At 64.4% G+C, this 16,052-nt stretch carries 15 protein-coding genes; 11 read left to right on the plus strand and 4 right to left on the minus strand.

Annotation, left to right across the window (positions count from 1 at the left end):
- Nucleotides 1-85: 85 nt before the first annotated feature.
- On the plus strand, nt 86-934 hold the full coding sequence (locus BSG19_RS08955) for a TIGR01459 family HAD-type hydrolase (protein WP_092986875.1): 849 nt from the start codon (nt 86-88) through the stop codon (nt 932-934).
- Nucleotide 935: 1 nt separating this feature from the next.
- Complete coding sequence (locus BSG19_RS08960) at nt 936-1,916, plus strand: bifunctional riboflavin kinase/FAD synthetase (protein WP_092986877.1); 981 nt, start codon at nt 936-938, stop codon at nt 1,914-1,916.
- A gap of 6 nt (nt 1,917-1,922) precedes the next feature.
- Here the strand turns inward: BSG19_RS08960 and BSG19_RS08965 are convergent, their stop codons facing one another.
- A complete protein-coding gene (locus tag BSG19_RS08965) occupies nt 1,923-2,381 on the minus strand; it encodes a type II toxin-antitoxin system VapC family toxin (RefSeq protein WP_092986879.1) in 459 nt (152 codons plus the stop codon).
- Entirely contained in the window at nt 2,378-2,647 is a 270-nt protein-coding gene (locus tag BSG19_RS08970; protein WP_092986881.1) for a type II toxin-antitoxin system Phd/YefM family antitoxin, read from the minus strand. Before BSG19_RS08970 ends, BSG19_RS08965 begins: the two co-directional genes overlap by 4 nt.
- Nucleotides 2,648-2,942: 295 nt before the next feature.
- Here BSG19_RS08970 and ileS point away from each other — a divergent pair, with 295 nt between their 5' ends.
- The 3 genes from ileS to BSG19_RS08985 all read left to right on the plus strand — a co-directional run bounded on the left by ileS (nt 2,943) and on the right by BSG19_RS08985 (nt 7,293).
- A complete protein-coding gene (gene ileS / locus BSG19_RS08975) occupies nt 2,943-5,927 on the plus strand; it encodes an isoleucine--tRNA ligase (protein ID WP_092987381.1) in 2,985 nt (994 codons plus the stop codon).
- A gap of 261 nt (nt 5,928-6,188) precedes the next feature.
- A complete protein-coding gene (locus BSG19_RS08980; protein WP_092986883.1) occupies nt 6,189-6,806 on the plus strand; it encodes a hypothetical protein in 618 nt (205 codons plus the stop codon).
- 7 nt (nt 6,807-6,813) lie between these two features.
- Entirely contained in the window at nt 6,814-7,293 is a 480-nt protein-coding gene (locus BSG19_RS08985; RefSeq protein WP_092986885.1) for a GNAT family N-acetyltransferase, read from the plus strand.
- A 4-nt stretch (nt 7,294-7,297) separates the two neighbouring features.
- On the opposite strand, the gene BSG19_RS08990 is transcribed toward BSG19_RS08985, so the two are convergent.
- Nucleotides 7,298-7,747 (minus strand): nucleoside deaminase, encoded by a 450-nt coding sequence (locus BSG19_RS08990; protein WP_092987383.1) that lies wholly within the window; start codon nt 7,745-7,747, stop codon nt 7,298-7,300.
- A 70-nt stretch (nt 7,748-7,817) separates the two neighbouring features.
- On the opposite strand from BSG19_RS08990, the gene BSG19_RS08995 reads away from it, so the two are divergent.
- The 3 genes from BSG19_RS08995 to BSG19_RS09005 are packed head-to-tail and all read left to right on the plus strand — an operon-like array spanning nt 7,818 to nt 11,427.
- Nucleotides 7,818-9,983, plus strand: coding sequence for a pseudouridine synthase (locus BSG19_RS08995; RefSeq protein ID WP_244529158.1), 2,166 nt, complete (start codon nt 7,818-7,820; stop codon nt 9,981-9,983).
- A gap of 6 nt (nt 9,984-9,989) precedes the next feature.
- Nucleotides 9,990-10,553 carry a 16S rRNA (guanine(966)-N(2))-methyltransferase RsmD gene (gene rsmD / locus BSG19_RS09000; RefSeq protein ID WP_092986887.1) on the plus strand — a complete coding sequence of 188 codons (564 nt, stop codon included), beginning with the start codon at nt 9,990-9,992 and terminating at the stop codon, nt 10,551-10,553.
- Nucleotides 10,554-10,560: 7 nt separating this feature from the next.
- Complete coding sequence (locus BSG19_RS09005; RefSeq protein ID WP_092986889.1) at nt 10,561-11,427, plus strand: patatin-like phospholipase family protein; 867 nt, start codon at nt 10,561-10,563, stop codon at nt 11,425-11,427.
- A 24-nt stretch (nt 11,428-11,451) separates the two neighbouring features.
- Here BSG19_RS09005 and BSG19_RS09010 read toward each other — a convergent pair whose 3' ends face one another.
- Entirely contained in the window at nt 11,452-13,284 is a 1,833-nt protein-coding gene (locus BSG19_RS09010; RefSeq protein ID WP_092986891.1) for a monovalent cation:proton antiporter-2 (CPA2) family protein, read from the minus strand.
- 171 nt (nt 13,285-13,455) lie between these two features.
- Here BSG19_RS09010 and BSG19_RS09015 point away from each other — a divergent pair, with 171 nt between their 5' ends.
- The 3 genes from BSG19_RS09015 (at nt 13,456) to BSG19_RS09025 (ending at nt 16,033) form a co-directional block, all read left to right on the plus strand.
- Nucleotides 13,456-14,802 (plus strand): TldD/PmbA family protein, encoded by a 1,347-nt coding sequence (locus BSG19_RS09015; RefSeq protein WP_092986893.1) that lies wholly within the window; start codon nt 13,456-13,458, stop codon nt 14,800-14,802.
- Between the two features lie 111 nt (nt 14,803-14,913).
- Nucleotides 14,914-15,729, plus strand: coding sequence for a 3'(2'),5'-bisphosphate nucleotidase CysQ (locus BSG19_RS09020; protein WP_092987387.1), 816 nt, complete (start codon nt 14,914-14,916; stop codon nt 15,727-15,729).
- A gap of 76 nt (nt 15,730-15,805) precedes the next feature.
- Nucleotides 15,806-16,033: a DUF4170 domain-containing protein gene (locus BSG19_RS09025; protein WP_170865894.1), complete on the plus strand. Its 228-nt coding sequence runs from the start codon at nt 15,806-15,808 to the stop codon at nt 16,031-16,033.
- Nucleotides 16,034-16,052: the final 19 nt, after the last annotated feature.

A 16,052-nucleotide genomic window follows, 5' to 3' on the forward strand; every position in this document is an offset into this window, starting at 1 on the left:
AAGCGAGACGTTTGCCGCGTTTAGGCTTGTCTTTTGGTGACGTCCTTGCGATGTCAGCCGAGAGAAGTCTCAACGGGAAGCCTGCATGGCCGTTCGCATCAACAGCTTTCGCGACATCGCAAGCCGCTATGACGTGGTGCTGTGCGACGTCTGGGGCGTGCTTCACAACGGCGTGGCAGCCTTCCGCTCGGCCTGCGAAGCGCTGACGGAAGCGCGCAACCGCGGCCTCACCGTCGTTCTCGTCACCAATTCTCCCCGACCGCATCCCGGTGTCATCGTCCAGATTCGTGGCCTCGGCGTGCCCGATACCGCTTACGACCGCATCGTCACCTCGGGCGACGTCACCCGTGCTCTGATCGCCGCCGGCCCCAAGAAGATCTACTTCATCGGCTCGGAACGCGATTTTCCGCTTCTGGCCGGCCTCGGGGTCGATATCGTATCTTCGGAAGATGCCGAGATCGTCGTCTGCGCCGGGTTCTTCGATGATGAGACCGAGACGCCGGACGATTATCGCGCCACGCTCTCGGCCCTTGCCAAGCGCAATCTGCCCTTCATCTGCGCCAATCCCGACCTCGTGGTCGAACGTGGCGAACGGTTGATCCCCTGTGCCGGCGCCATTGCCAAGCTCTATGAGGAACTGGGCGGCGAGGCCCGCATCGCCGGCAAGCCGCACAAGCCGATCTACCGCGCAGCGCTTGGCGAAGCGAAGGGCGTCCGGGGCGCTCTGGAAGGCGCGCGCATCATCGCCATCGGCGACGGTATGCCGACCGACGTTCGCGGCGCGCAGGACAGCGGCATCGATGTCCTCTATATCAGCGCGGGCATTCATGGAGCCGAGTACATGACCGGCGAAAAGACCGATGAGGCGAAACTCGCCGCTTTCCTGAAAAAGGAGGGCGCGACGCCGAAATGGTGGATGCCCCGGCTCGCCTGAGATGACAGTCTTTCACCGCAACGAAACGAAAAATCCTTTGCCGGCCGCCCTTCACGGTGGCGTCATCGCCATCGGCAATTTCGATGGCGTGCATCGCGGGCACCAGTCCGTGCTCGATCGGGCGCTGGTCGAGGCTCGCGCGCTTGGCGTGCCCGCGCTTGTGCTGACCTTCGAGCCACACCCCCGCGCCGTCTTCCGGCCCGACGAGCCCGTCTTTCGCCTGACGCCCGCACCGCTGAAGGCCCGTATCCTCGAAGGCATGGGGTTTGCCGCCGTCATCGAATATCCGTTCGATCGCAGCTTCTCTCAGATGTCGGCGCATGATTTCATCCGCGACGTGCTGATGGACTGGCTGAAGGCCGGCCATGTCGTCACCGGCTTCGACTTCCATTTCGGCAAGGGCCGGGAAGGGGGCCCAGCCTTCCTGATGAAGGCCGGCGCCGACAACGGTTTCGGCGTGACGCTGGTCGATGCCTTTCGCGACGAGAATGCCGACGTCATCTCGTCCAGCCGCGTCCGCGGCCTTCTCGTCGAAGGCGACGTGGCGCGGGCGGCGGGCCTGCTCGGCTATCGATACACCGTCGAGGCCGAGGTCATCGGTGGCAAGCGGCTCGGCCGCACGCTCGGCTATCCCACCGCCAACATGCGTCTCGACCCCGGCGTCTGCTTGAGAAACGGCATCTACGCCGTCCGCTTCCGTCGCGCCGATGGTTCTCTGCACGATGCCGTCGCCAGCTTCGGCCGCCGCCCGACCGTGACCAGCGACGGCGAGGCCCTGCTCGAAACCTTCCTGTTCGACTTTTCAGGCGACCTCTACGGCGAAATCGCCTCCGTCTCCTTCTTCGGCCACCTGCGCGACGAACTGAAGTTCGATGGCCTCGACCCGCTGATCGTTCAGATGAAGCAGGACGATGCGGAGGCGCGTGCGCTCCTTACCGGCGTGACCCCGCTCAGCGGGATCGATATGGGGCTGTGTTTTTGATCGCGACTAGCGGCTGCGGAGAGGAAATTGCGCCACGTTATCGTGCCAGGGATCGAAGATGACGGCTCCGCATTCCCTGACATCTCTGACGTTTCGTGTGACCAGGTAGAGATTGTGTTCGATGGCGGTTGCCGCGAGCATACTGTCGATAACAGCCGGAGGATGACCTGTAACGCGTTTCACGCGCCCCGATATACTGCCCCATCGTCGCACAACGTCATTATCGACCGACAGTATACGTCCTGAAAAGCGCTCCTCTACCCCATCGCGCATGCCGATAATACGATACCGGTTCTCATCATGCTCCGGCAGGTGTTCAACACCTTTATCCAATTCGGCAAGTGCCAGAATGCTAATGAAGAACCTGTCCTCGCGCTGGGTAGCAGACCAGGATTTTACGGAAGGCGCGCCGTTCGGATTGACCAGAGCGGAAATGACATTGATGTCGAGCAACCAGCCGATCAAAGCTCGATGTCCCTCTCGCCAGTGTCGTCGCGATCCAGTTCCAATGGGTAGAACGGGAGGCTTTCCATGAACTCCACGAAGCTTTGCCGTGGTTGAGATCCCGTCAGCCGCTCGTGCTCCTCGACGCTGATGACGACGACACTGTCGCGTCCCCGCACAGTCACCCGCTGCGGACCTTCGCTTCGCGCGAGGCGCACGACTTCGCTGAAGCGTGCTTTTGCATCCTCAAGTTTCCATGTCTGGTGTTTTGCTAGATTCTTGGCCATGGAATAGCTCCCAGCTAGTCAGATGGTCAGTATATCGAAGCGGACCCTTCAAGTCCATTCGGCGCATGCGCGCGACCCCTTCCATTCCGCCGCAAAAACCCTTAGACACCGGCTATCATGACACATATGCGGCCTGCATCTTCCCTGCGAATTATCGGCCCGGCCTTCCGCGCGCGCTAAGCGGCCGGAAGGTCCGGGTTCCAGCACTTGCGCCGCCGCAGGGCTTTGCACGCCCTGCGCGTCTGTTTCCTGCCCCGACATCGCGCTTCCCAAGCGCCAGAGAATGATGGCCGACATGACCGAGACCACCCAGACATTCGATTACTCCAAGACGCTCTATCTCCCCGAAACCGAGTTCCCCATGCGCGCCGGTCTGCCGCAGAAGGAGCCGGAGATGGTGGCCCGCTGGCAGCAGATGGACCTCTATAAAAAGCTGCGCGCCTCCGCCGCCGGCCGGACAAAATTCGTGCTGCATGACGGCCCGCCCTATGCCAACGGCAACATCCATATCGGCCACGCGCTGAACAAGATCCTGAAGGACGTCATCACCCGCTCGTTCCAGATGCGCGGCTACGACAGCAATTACGTGCCCGGCTGGGATTGCCACGGCCTGCCGATCGAGTGGAAGATCGAGGAGGAGAACTACCGCGCCAAGGGCAAGGGCAAGCCGGATCTCCGCGAACCCGCCGCCATGATCGAGTTCCGCCGCGAATGCCGCGCCTATGCCGAAAAGTGGATCAAGGTGCAGGCCGACGAGTTCAAGCGCCTCGGCATCACCGGCGATTTCGACAATCCCTACCTCACGATGAATTTTCACGCCGAAGCCCGTATCGCCGGGGAGTTGCTGAAGATCGCCAAGAGCGGCCAGCTCTATCGCGGCTCGAAGCCGATCATGTGGTCGGTGGTGGAGCGCACGGCGCTCGCCGAGGCGGAGGTCGAGTATCATGACGTCGAGAGTGATACGATCTGGGTGAAGTTTCCGATTCCGCGTTCGAACTATATGCCGCCTTTTGTTTCGGGAGACCATCCTGGTGTGCCGATTCCTGAATGGTCACTAACGCAGAACCGCTATGCAGGCACCTCGATTGTTATCTGGACGACGACACCTTGGACAATTCCCGGTAATCGAGCCATCGCGTTTTCCAATCGTGTTGCCTATGGACTATATGAGGTAACAGAAGCAACGAACGAGTTCGGACCTCAACCTGGTGAGACGTTCATTTTGGCCGATAACCTTGCATCGGAGTCGTTTGCAAAGGCCAAGCTTCAGTTCCAGCGTCTGCAAGATGTTACCGCAGCAGAACTCGCTGCCATCACTTGCACCCATCCGCTGGCCGAACTCGGCTACGACTTCCCAGTCCCCCTCATCGCAGGTGACCACGTCACCGACGATGCAGGCACAGGCTTCGTTCACACCGCACCTAGCCACGGTCGCGAAGACTTCGACGTCTGGATGGACAACGCCCGCGACCTTCAGGCTCGCGGCATCGATACCGCCATTCCCTTCCCGGTTGACGACGCCGGCTACTACACCAAGGACGCGCCCGGCTTCGGCCCGGATGCCGAGGGTGGCCCCGCGCGCGTCATGGACGACAACGGCAAGAAGGGCGATGCGAACGAGCGGGTCATCAAGGCGCTGATCGCGACGAACACGCTCTTTGCCCGCGGCCGGCTGAAGCATTCCTATCCGCATTCCTGGCGCTCCAAGAAGCCGGTCATCTTCCGCAATACGCCGCAATGGTTCGTCTACATGGACAAGGACCTTGCCGACGGCACGACGCTGCGCACTCGCGCCCTGTCTGCCATCGATGACACGCGCTTCGTGCCGGCCGCCGGCCAGAACCGCCTGCGCGCCATGATCGAGGGCCGCCCGGACTGGGTGCTGTCCCGCCAGCGCGCCTGGGGCGTTCCCATCTGCGTCTTCGCCCGTGAGGACGGCACGGTGCTGAACGACGAGGCGGTCAATGCGCGCATCCTCGAAGCCTTCGAGGCGGAAGGCGCGGACGCATGGTTTGCGGCGGGCGCCAAGGAGCGTTTCCTCGGCAACGACCACGATCCGGCCGAATGGCACCAAGTGATGGACATCCTCGATGTCTGGTTCGACAGCGGCTCCACCCACGTCTTCACGCTGGAAGACCGGCCGGATCTGAAATGGCCAGCCGATGTCTATCTGGAAGGCTCCGACCAGCATCGCGGCTGGTTCCACTCGTCCCTGCTCGAAAGCGCGGCGACGCGCGGCCGCGCGCCTTACGACACCGTCGTCACCCACGGCTTCATCATGGATGAGAAGGGGGAGAAGATGTCGAAGTCGAAGGGCAACGTCACCGCTCCTCAGGAGGTCATGAAGGATGCCGGCGCCGATATCCTGCGTCTCTGGGTCATGACGTCGGACTATGCCGACGACCTGCGCGTCGGCAAGGCGATCATCCAGACGAATATCGATGCCTATCGCAAGCTGCGCAATACCATCCGCTGGATGCTCGGCACGCTGGCGCACGACACTGGCGACGACGTCGCGCTGGCCGACATGCCTTCGCTCGAGCAGCTGATGCTGCACCGGCTGGCCGAACTCGACGAGGTCGTGCGCAGCGGCTACGACGCGTTCGACTTCAAGAAGGTCACGCGCGCGCTCATCGATTTCTCCAATGTCGAGCTGTCGGCCTTCTACTTCGATATCCGCAAGGACGCACTCTATTGCGACGCGCCGTCGAGCCTGCGCCGTCGCGCCAGCCTCTGCGTCATCCGCCGCATCTTCGAGTGCCTCGTCACCTGGCTTGCGCCCATGCTGCCCTTCACCACCGAAGAAGCCTGGCTGTCGCTGAAGCCCGATGCCGTCTCGATCCATCTGGAGCAGTTCCCGGAACTGCCGGCAGACTGGCGCAACGAGGCGGTTGCCGAGAAGTGGCGCGTGATCCGCGATATCCGCCGCGTCGTCACCGGCGCGCTGGAGATCGAGCGCCGAGACAAGCGCATCGGGTCTTCGCTGGAGGCGGCGCCCGTCGTCTACATCGCCGATGCCACGACGGCGGAAGCGCTCGATGGCGAGGACCTCGCCGAAATCTGCATCACCTCGGCCATCGAGGTCGTGGTCGGCAAGGGGCCGGAAAACGCGTTCCGTCTGGAAGGCGAGGGAAAGATCTCTGTCGAGCCGCGTCTGGCCGAAGGCCGCAAATGCGCCCGCTCGTGGAAGGTCACAACGGATGTGGGGTCCGACCCTGCCTATCCCGACGTCACCGCCCGCGATGCGGCAGCCCTGCGGGAGCTTGGCATTTCGCTCTGAGACGCCTTCTTCGCTGGAAGTGCTCTTCCTGGCTCGAATGGGCAGGGGGGCTCGAATGGGCAGGGGGCTCGAATGGGTAGGGGGATGTCGACCGGGTGAATTGCGCTTGCGCCGTTCATCCGGTAGAACCCTGCCTGAAAATGGGCGGATTTATCCGTCATGGGGCAGGAATTGGCGGGCAGATCGGCCCACGCGCATCCCGGGGGGTCCGGGAGCGTCTGGAGGCTGGCGGGGCAGGCCGCACGCGCTGGAAGGGTTTGAATGACAATGACGCGACAGTATGGTGCGGGCGCCGGCGTGCTCTCGATCCTGGCCGCAAGCCTCGTGCTGACCGGTTGCATCGGCGGGCCGACCTACGGGACGGACAAGACCGCGGGCGAGCACCTGATGGACGACCTTGGCAGCACGGTCAGCCTGGGCGATGAAAAGTCCGCCAATGTGAAGTACCAGCCGCGCCCGGGTCTCGTTCTGCCGCCCTCCGGCGAACGCACGGCCCTCGTTCAGCCACAGGCCTCGCTGGCCAACAAGGATAATCCGGCCTGGGTCGAATCGCCCGAGGAAACGCGGCAGCGCCTGCGCGAGGAAGCCGACGAGAATGCGGACCGCCCGGGCTATGTCTCGCCGCTCGCCAAGGCGTCTGCCAACGGCCGCACGCTGACCGCCAAGGAACAGCAGGAAGCCTATCGCGAAGCCCGCAAGCTTCAGATGGGCGCCTATTCCGACAAGCGTCGCACGCTCAGCGATCCGCCGCTCGAATACCGCAAGGCGCCCGAGGAGGCTCTGACCGATCTCGGCGAAGACGAAACCATCAAGGAACGTCGTCGCAAGAAGGAAGCGCAGGTTCAGGGCAGCGGCAAGAAGTGGTGGCAGGTTTTCTGATCCGGTCATGAGCGTCACGATCCGCAAGGCAAATATCAACGATGCGGCTGTCATCCTGCGCTTCGTGCGCGAACTGGCGGCTTATGAGAAGCTGGAGCATGAAGTGGAAGCGACGGTGGAAACCACCGCGCATGCCCTTTTCGGCCCGGACAGCGTCTCGCAGGCCGTGATCTGCGAGCGCGATGGCGCGCCGATCGGCTTTGCCGTCTGGTTTCTGATCTACTCCACATGGCAGGCCCGCAACGGGCTCTACCTCGAAGATCTCTACGTGACCCCGGAAGCGCGGGGCACGGGCGCCGGGCGCAGCCTGTTGCGGCATCTGGCCCGGATCGCCGTCGAGAAGAATTGCGGCCGCTTCGAGTGGAGCGTGCTCGACTGGAACGAACCTGCCATCCGCGCCTATCGCGCCATCGGCGCCGAACCTATGGATGGCTGGACCCGCTACCGCCTGACGGGTCAGGCCTTGCAGGACTTCGCAGCGGGCTGAGGCTCTACCGGCGCACCTCGAAGAAGGCGCGCAGCAACCCCGCCGCTTCCGTTTCTCCGAGCCCGGAATACACATCCGGCGCGTGATGACAGGTCGGCTGCGCATAGAAGCGCCCGCCATGATCCACCCCGCCGCCTTTCGGATCTCCCGCGCCGTAATACAGGCGGCGAATGCGGGCAAACGAGATGGCGGCGGCGCACATGGCGCAGGGTTCCAGCGTGACGTAGAGGTCGGCGCCGGTCAGCCGTTCCGCATTGAGCCGCCGTGCAGCATCGCGGATCGCCTCGATCTCGGCATGGGCCGTCACATCGCGTCGCTCGCGCGTCCGGTTGCCGCCAGCGCCGATGACGGTGCCGTCGAGCACGACGATAGCGCCGATCGGCACCTCGCCGCGCGCCTGCGCCGCCCGTGCTTCCGCCAGCGCCAGATCCATGAACCCCGGTGATGCGGCCATTCGCGTCATTATTTCTCTTAACCCATCGGCTCCGACCTGATAGGAGAGCCTGAAAAGGCAGGCAACACAAATGACATCCAATGACAAGCCCCAGCGGCCGCGCGGCAAGCCCGCAAGCGGCGGCAAGACGACAGACCGCGCGCCGCGCGCAGCGGCAGCCGACGGCAAGGCCAAATTCGGCAAGCCCGCATTCGGTAAAAACGCAGGCGAAAAGAAGCCCTTTGAAAAGAGGGATGGCGGAAAGCCCGCGTTCGGCAAGCCTGCCTTCGGGAAAACCAGCGGTCCTCCGCGGGGCAAGCCCGCCTTTGCAAAGCGCGATGACGGAGCGCCGAATGAAACCCGCGCAACGGAGCGCCCGGCGTCCGACAGGCCGCGCTTCGAACAGGTCCGCTCAGACAAGCCTTGGGGCGAACAGCCCCGTTTCGACAAGCCTCGCTCAGAGAAGCCCCGTTCCGACAAGCCGCGTTTCGAGAAGGCCGGTTCCGAAACGGACCGTTCCGCGAAGCCGAAATTCGACAAACCAAAGTTCGAAAAACCCAGGTTCGACAGACAGGCTGGCGAACGCTCTGCCGATCGTGGTGGCGACGAGCGTCCTGCCCGCGCACGCGCCGCGACGGCAACGGCTGTTTCCGATGAGGCGCCGCAGCGCATCTCCAAGATCCTCGCCCGTGCCGGCGTCGCCTCGCGTCGCGATATCGAGCGGATGATCATGGAAGGCCGCGTCAGCGTCAACGGCACCAAGCTGGAAACGCCGGTCGTCAACGTCACGCTGTCCGACAAGATCGAGGTGGATGGCCAGCCGATCCGCGGCATCGAGCGCACGCGCCTCTGGCTCTACCACAAGCCGACCGGTCTCGTGACCACCAACAACGATCCGGAAGGCCGTCCGACGGTGTTCGACCGTCTGCCGGAAGACCTGCCGCGCGTGCTGTCCATCGGCCGTCTCGACATCAACACCGAGGGCCTGCTGCTCCTGACAAACGACGGCGGTCTCGCCCGGGTGCTGGAATTGCCGGCCACCGGCTGGCTGCGTCGCTACCGCGTTCGCGCGCATGGCAAGATCGAACAGGCTGACCTCGATAAGCTCAAGGACGGCATCGCCGTCGATGGCGTGCTCTACGGCGCGATCGATGCGACGCTCGACAAGGTCCAGGGTGCCAACGTCTGGATCACCATGGGCCTGCGCGAAGGCAAGAACCGCGAGATCAAGAACGTGCTCGGCGCGCTCGGCCTCGACGTGAACCGCCTGATCCGCATTTCCTACGGACCGTTCCAGCTCGGCGAATTGCCGGAGGGTGCTGCTCAGGAAATCCGCGGACGCACGCTGCGCGACCAGCTGGGTCCGCGCCTGATCGAGGACGCCAAGGCGAACTTCGATGCGCCGCTCTTCAACAATCCGGATGCCGACGATGAGGGGCCGCTGGTCTCGACGGAGCGCAGTGCGGAGCGTGGAAGCGACCGTTCGGGCGATCGCGGGCAGGGCGCTTACGAGAAGCCGGCCTTCCGCGAGAAGGCCGCCGATCGCAATGAGCGTCTGCGCGGCCGCCTCGATACGCGACCTGCGGACAACAAGCGTGGCGGCGCGAAACAAGGTGGGTGGGACAGCGCACCGGCAGCGCGTGGCGACGGGCCAAAGCGCGAGCAGGCCGGCCGTCCGCGCAAGGCCAATGTCTGGATGGCGCCTGGCGCCCGTCCCGTGGCCGAAAAGAAGACCGGCCCCGAGGCCGCCGCCGCCGAGAAGCCGGTTCGCCGCGAACGTCCCGAAGGCGCGCCCAAAGTGAAGCGCTACGGCCGCACGAAGGATGGTCAGGCGATTGCCGGAAAGCAGCGCTTCGACCCGGACCGCAAGAGCGCCGCAAGCTTTGCCCGTCCCGATACCGGCCCGCGCGTCATCGTCGAGCGTGACAAGGACGACCGAGACTGGATCAAGGCCAGCGAGCCTCCGGTCCGCGAGGAACGCGGTGGCTTCAAGTCCCGCGACGGCGGCGACCGTGGCGATCGCGCACCGCGTGGCGATGGTGATCGTTCGTTCGGTGCCAAGAAGAGCTTTGGCGAGAAGAAGAGTTTCGGCGGCGATCGCCCGGATGCCAAGCCTTTTGGCAAGTCCTTCGCCAAGCCCGGAGCCAAAGCCGGCGGCAAGCCCTCCTTCGGCGGCAAGCCTTCGGGTGGTCGCCCCAGCGGTGGTCGGCCAAGTGGCGGCAAGCCGGGCGGCGCCAAGCCGCGCGGCGGGAAGTAACGCCCGGTGCGCATCGTCGGTGGAGAATTTCGCGGCCGGGCTCTTGCGAGCCCGGCGACGTCAGACATACGGCCGACATCCGACAGAACGCGCGAGAGCCTGTTCAACATCCTCAGCCATGCCTATCCGGAACGGCTGGAGGATACCCGTATCCTCGACCTCTTCGCAGGAACCGGCGCCGTCGGGCTCGAAGCCCTGTCACGCGGTTGCCGACAAGCGTTGTTCGTTGAAAACAGCGCCGAGGGCAGGGGCCTTCTGCGCACCAATATCGAGACGCTGGGTCTCACGGGCCGCGCCAGGATCTACCGGCGCGATGCGACGGATCTCGGCACTGTCGGCACGGTGGAGCCCTTCCACCTCGTCTTTGCCGATCCGCCTTATGGCAAGGGGCTTGGCGAGCGGGCGCTGGTGGCGGCATCGGCCGGCGGCTGGATCGTGCCCGATGCGCTCGTCATTCTAGAAGAGCGCGCCGATGTGACGCCGATGGCCGGTCCCGATTTCGAGACGCTCGACATCCGGCAGTTCGGCGACACCCGTATGCATTTTTATCGCTACCGCAAGCGCGGCTGACCCGTCGATGTCGGAGACGCCGTCCGCAGGCACCGGTTCGAGCGGCCCCACCGTGACCCCGTCTGTGGCTCTGGCGCTGGGTGGCGGGGGCGCCCGGGGGCTTGCCCATATTCATGTCATCGAAGCGCTCGACGAACTTGGGATTCGCCCGCGCGTCATCGCCGGCACATCCATCGGCGCCATCATGGGTGCCGGCATGGCGGCCGGCATGCGGGGCAGCGATATCCGCGACTTCGCGCTCTCGACGGTCGGCCGGCGGAAGGAGATCGCCAACCGCCTCTGGCGGCTGCGTCCCTCGACCTTGCAGGCCATCGGCGGCAGCCTGCGCTTCGGTCCGTTCAATCTGGAGCGTGTGCTCTCCGCCTTCCTGCCCGAGGCTATTCCGCAGACGTTCGGCGCGCTCTCCATTCCTCTGAAAGTCATCGCCACCGACTATTACGCGCAAAGCGAGGCGGTGCTGGAGACGGGCGATCTGCGCGCGGCCATCGCCGCCTCCGCCGCCATTCCCGGCATGTTCCAGCCGGTGCGGCTCGGCGCGCGCGTCATGATAGATGGCGGCTTCGTCAATCCCGTCCCCTTCGATCATCTTGAGGGCCTTGCCGATATCGTCCTCGCCGTCGATGTCGTCGGCGGGCCGGAGGGGGACGGATCGGCGCTGCCAACGCGGATGGATGCCATGTTCGGTGCGAGCCAGCTGATGATGCAGACGATCATCGCCATGAAGATGAAGGCGCATGCGCCCGATCTTCTGGTGCGCCCGGATGTCGGCCGCTTCCGCGTCATGGATTTCATGCGCGCGCAGGAGGTGCTGACCTTGAGCGCCGGCGTGAAGGACGAGGTGAAGGCTGCGCTCGACAAGCTTCTCTCGCGGTAAGATCACCTTGAAAGAACGCGGCCGCTACTTCACCACCTGCGTGCGCTCGGCCTTGGCGATTTCCTCGTCCGGCCCCAGCGGTGCTGCCGGCTCCCGCTTCGGCTTCATCAGCGGCTCCGGCTTTACGGGCCGGAAATGCAGCATGTCGCGGCCGGCCGCAAGCCCGTCCACGGCCTGCACCTCCAGCCGAGCTTCGTCGCGACGCCGGATATCGGTGGTGATCGCGATGGCCTGCGCGTCGGTGACGCCGAGTTCTTCGAGCGTGCGCTGACCGAATAGCAGGCCGGATTCCAGCGTCTCCCGCAGTTCGTAATCCACGCCCCGCGCCCGCAATTGCAGTGTATGCTGACGGTCGTAGGAGCGCGCGAAGATACGGGCATTGGGAAACTCCGACTGGACGAGATCGACGATCCGGTCGGTGGTCTCCTTCCGATGCGTGCAGATCGCCACGATTTTCGCCCGCTCGATGCCGGCGGCGCGCAGCACGTCGAGCCGCGTTCCGTCCCCGAAATAGATGCGGAAGCCGAAGGTTGCCGCCTGTTCCACGCGCGCGGCAGAGTGGTCGATGATGGTCACGTCGCGCCCGCCGGCCAGCAGGATCTGCGCGGCGATCTGCCCGAAACGCGAGAAGCCGATCATCAGGACATCGGCGCCCGCCCCCTCGAAATCCTCCTCCAGGTCGTCCTCGGCCTCTTCCTCCTCGTCCCGTGTGAGAAAGCGCGACAGGGCGGAGGCGGGAGGCGTCAGCGCCATGGAAAGCGTCACGATGACGACGAGCAGCGAGCCTGTCGCAGCTGAAAAGACCCCGGCGGCAGCCGCCGCGCTGAAGAGAACGAAGCCGAACTCGCCGCCCTGCGGGAGCAGAAGCGCGATGCGCACCGCCTCGTTATGCGCCGAGCCGAACAGCCGGCAGACGGTATAAAGCGTCACGGCCTTGATGACGACCAGCATGGGAACCGCGATCAGAACCACGAGCCAGTTGGAAAAGATCACGTCGATCTGCAGCGACAGCCCGACCGCCATGAAGAACAGCGCCAGCAGAAGGCCGCGAAACGGCTCGATGTCGGCTTCCAGTTCATGGCGGTAGGTCGATTCCGCCAGAAGCACGCCGGCGAGAAACGCACCCATGGCCATGGACAGTTGCGCCATCTGCATCAGCGTTGCAGCGCCCAGCACGATCAGCAGCGCGGCGGCGATCATGATCTCGCGCGCGCCGGTGCGGGCAAGGATGCTGAAGAGCGGATTGATCAGATACCGGCCGGCGAGCACCATGACCAGGATCGCGCCGACGGCGACTGAGAAATCCTCGATCGGCGGCGTCGTATCCTCCGGCGCCTGCAGCGCCAGCAGCGGGATCAGCGCCAGCAGCGGCACGATGGCGAGATCCTGCAGCAGCAGGATCGAGAAAGCGCGCTGGCCGTAGCGCGTGTTCGTATCGCCCTTCTCGTCGAGGATTTGCAGCGCGAAGGCGGTGGAAGACAGAGCAAGGCCGAAGCCCGTGATGAGACTCCCGGACACGTCGAGCAGTCCGAATTCGTAGATGATCAGGCAGAGCAGCCCGCCGGTCACGAGAACCTGCGCGGAGCCGAGCCCGAAGATATCCCGCCGCATGGCCCAGAGCCGCGACATCTTCAGCTCCAGCCCGATCACGAACAGCAGGAAGACGACGCCGAGCTCGGCAAAACCGAGGATCGCCTCCCCATCGGTGATCTGGTGGAAGACAGGGCCGATGACGACGCCGGCAGCGAGATAGCCGAGCACGGTTCCGAGACCCAGCTTCTTGAAAATGGGCGCCGCGACGACGGCGCCGCCGAGCAGCAGAAGCGCCTGGGAGGTCATGACGGGCGTTGTCGACATCGTGACGTTTTTTCCCTTGGTCTTTGCCGTTTATGCCGGGCGCATCGCGCCCTTCCGACTTCTTACCGGGCTGGGAGACGGAAATAAGGCGCGCTTCCGGTGAGAATCGCACCGCGCCCTTGATGCCCGGGCCAGTGCACAATAAATGGGACGGGAATGAAAGGCCAATCCATGTCCCAGACGATTGATTCCGCCGCACTCGAAACGCGGGCCGCAGAGCTCGTGGACCTTGCGAGAAAGGCGGGAGCCGATCAGGCCGACGCCGTCGTGCTTCGAGGCCGTTCACGCTCCGTCTCCGTGCGCCTCGGCAAGGTGGAGGCGACCGACAGTTCAGAGAGCGACGATTTCTCGCTCCGCGTCTTCGTCGGCCGCCGCGTCGCCAGCGTCTCCGCCAATCCGGGCTTCGACCTGAAGGTGCTGGCCGAGCGCGCCGTCGCCATGGCCAAGGCCTCCCCGGAAGATCCCTATGCGACGCTGGCGGACGAAGCCCGCATCGCCCGCGATTTTCCCGATCTCGACCTCTTCGATCCGAGCGAAATCTCCACCGAAGAGCTGACCGAACGTGCGCTGGAGGCGGAGGCAGCCGCGCTGGCCGTGCCCGGTGTCACCAAGACCAGCGGGGCCGGCGGCTCCACCGGCATGGGTGGCCTCGTGCTCGTCACGTCCAACGGCTTCTCCGGCGCCTATATGGGCACCCGCTTCAGCCTCTCCGTCAGCGCCATCGCCGGCGAAGGCACGAAGATGGAGCGCGATTACGACTTCGACAGCGCACTCTTTCTGGCCGACCTGCGCGGTGCCGCCGATATCGGACGCCACGCCGGCGAGCGTGCCGCCGCCCGCGTCAATCCGCGCCAGGTCGATACGCAGAAGAACGTGACCGTCGTATTCGACCCGCGTGTCTCCCGGGGCTTTGCCGGCCACATCGCTGGCGCCATCAATGGTGCCTCCGTCGCCCGCAAGACAACGTTCCTCAGGGATAAAATGGGCGAGCGTATTCTGAAGCCCGGCATCAACCTGACGGACGATCCGCTGATCGTGCGCGGCTCCGGCTCACGGCCCTTCGATGGCGAGGGCGTGACCGGGCAGAAGATGACGATGATCGAGGACGGGATCCTGCGGAACTGGTTCCTCTCTACGGCGACGGCGCGGGAACTCGGCCTTGAAACCAACGGTCGCGGGGCGCGCAGCGGCACGGCGGTCAATCCGTCCTCCACCAATTTCGCGCTCGAGCCGGGCGATATCTCGCGCGAGGACCTGATCCGTAGCGTGGGTACCGGCTTCTATGTGACCGAACTCATCGGCCACGGCGTCAACATGCTGACGGGCGAATACTCGCGTGGCGCATCCGGCTACTGGATCGAGAACGGCGAGATCGCCTATCCCGTTTCCGAGGTCACGATCGCCTCGAACCTGAAGCAGATGTTCATGGCCGTAACGCTCGCCAACGATATCGATCGCAGCTATTCGGTCGCCGCGCCGACGATCGCGATCGAAGGCATGACGCTGGCCGGTAAGTAAGGTTGTATTTACGATAAGGCCACCTTGTTTTGGCCGCACTTCGCCTGTCTGACGCAGATGTCGTCTCCGTCGCGGCATCGCGTGCAGCACGACTATTCGGAAAGGAAGACCATGAGCGCCGACCATCACCCGCCGGATCAGTGGACCAGGGATCTGGACCTGATCACCACGGCAGCGATGGCCGCCGGCGAGAAGGCTCTGACCTATTTTCGCAAGAACCCGGATTTCCGCTACAAGAACGAGGACCGCTCACCGGTCAGCGAGGCGGATTACGCCGCAAACGACATCCTGAAAGAGCGCCTGCTGTCGGCCCGCCCCAATTATGGCTGGCTGTCGGAGGAAACGGATGACGACGAGGCGCGGCTCGGTTGCGAAACGGTCTTCGTGGTCGATCCGATCGATGGCACGCGTGGCTTCATTGCCGGCAAAGACGTCTGGTGCGTCAGCGTCGCCGTCGTCCACAAGGGTCGCCCGGTCGCAGGCGTGCTGTATGCGCCGGCCCTGATCGAACTCTATCAGGCGAAAGATGGCGCGGATGCCCGGCGCAACGGCGTCGTCATTCATGTAGCCAGGCCGGTGGCGGGCCAGCCGCTGCGGTTTGCCATCGCCGAGGATCTGCTGCCGAAGCTGAAGGCGGGGTACGGCGCGGAGGTCGCGCGCGTGTCTCACGTTCCCTCGCTGGCCTACCGCATCGCAATGATCGCCGATGGCCGCATCGACGGGGCGGTGGTGAAGAAGAACGCGCATGACTGGGATCTTGCCGCCGCAGACCTGATCCTCCAGCAGGCAGGCGGCGTGCTCGCCGGGCTGGATGGCAGGCCCCTGACATACAACCGCCCGAGTGTGCGGCACGACCTCTTATGCGCCGCAGCGTTGCCGGCTCTGCCGGCGCTTCTGGAGGCCTCGGCCGGTCTGCACGGGCATTGACCTTTCCCGCTGGATGCCGCACATCACCCGTCGAAACAGCGCGATAAGACGACGAAAATTGAAGAAAGAGGCAAAAATGACGGAAAAGAAACAGCTGCTGCACATGGTCTTCGGGGGCGAACTGAAGACGCTCAAGGACATCGAGTTCCGCGATCTCGACAAGCTGGATGTGGTTGGCATCTTTCCCGACTACGAGAGCGCGCTGCACGCGTGGCGCGGCAAGGCACAGGCAACGGTCGATAACGCCCATATGCGTTACTTTATCGTCCACATGCATCGCCTGCTCGATCCGGGCCAGCTCTGATGAATCTGGGCGGACGCGG

Origin of the sequence: Rhizobium sp. NFR03, from assembly GCF_900111275.1 — a bacterium.
Taxonomy (GTDB): domain Bacteria; phylum Pseudomonadota; class Alphaproteobacteria; order Rhizobiales; family Rhizobiaceae; genus Ferranicluibacter.

Excerpts from the sequence above, each read along its gene's own strand:
- BSG19_RS08955 (WP_092986875.1), top strand. The coding sequence starts at position 86 with ATGGCCGTTCGCATCAACAGCTTTCGCGACATCGCAAGCCGCTATGAC.
- BSG19_RS08960 (WP_092986877.1), top strand. The coding sequence starts at position 936 with ATGACAGTCTTTCACCGCAACGAAACGAAAAATCCTTTGCCGGCCGCC.
- BSG19_RS08970 (WP_092986881.1), bottom strand. The coding sequence starts at position 2,647 with ATGGCCAAGAATCTAGCAAAACACCAGACATGGAAACTTGAGGATGCA.
- ileS (WP_092987381.1), top strand. The coding sequence starts at position 2,943 with ATGACCGAGACCACCCAGACATTCGATTACTCCAAGACGCTCTATCTC.
- BSG19_RS08980 (WP_092986883.1), top strand. The coding sequence starts at position 6,189 with ATGACAATGACGCGACAGTATGGTGCGGGCGCCGGCGTGCTCTCGATC.
- BSG19_RS08985 (WP_092986885.1), top strand. The coding sequence starts at position 6,814 with ATGAGCGTCACGATCCGCAAGGCAAATATCAACGATGCGGCTGTCATC.
- BSG19_RS08990 (WP_092987383.1), bottom strand. The coding sequence starts at position 7,747 with ATGGCCGCATCACCGGGGTTCATGGATCTGGCGCTGGCGGAAGCACGG.
- BSG19_RS08995 (WP_244529158.1), top strand. The coding sequence starts at position 7,818 with ATGACATCCAATGACAAGCCCCAGCGGCCGCGCGGCAAGCCCGCAAGC.
- BSG19_RS09005 (WP_092986889.1), top strand. The coding sequence starts at position 10,561 with ATGTCGGAGACGCCGTCCGCAGGCACCGGTTCGAGCGGCCCCACCGTG.
- BSG19_RS09010 (WP_092986891.1), bottom strand. The coding sequence starts at position 13,284 with ATGTCGACAACGCCCGTCATGACCTCCCAGGCGCTTCTGCTGCTCGGC.
- BSG19_RS09015 (WP_092986893.1), top strand. The coding sequence starts at position 13,456 with ATGTCCCAGACGATTGATTCCGCCGCACTCGAAACGCGGGCCGCAGAG.
- BSG19_RS09020 (WP_092987387.1), top strand. The coding sequence starts at position 14,914 with ATGAGCGCCGACCATCACCCGCCGGATCAGTGGACCAGGGATCTGGAC.
- BSG19_RS09025 (WP_170865894.1), top strand. The coding sequence starts at position 15,806 with ATGACGGAAAAGAAACAGCTGCTGCACATGGTCTTCGGGGGCGAACTG.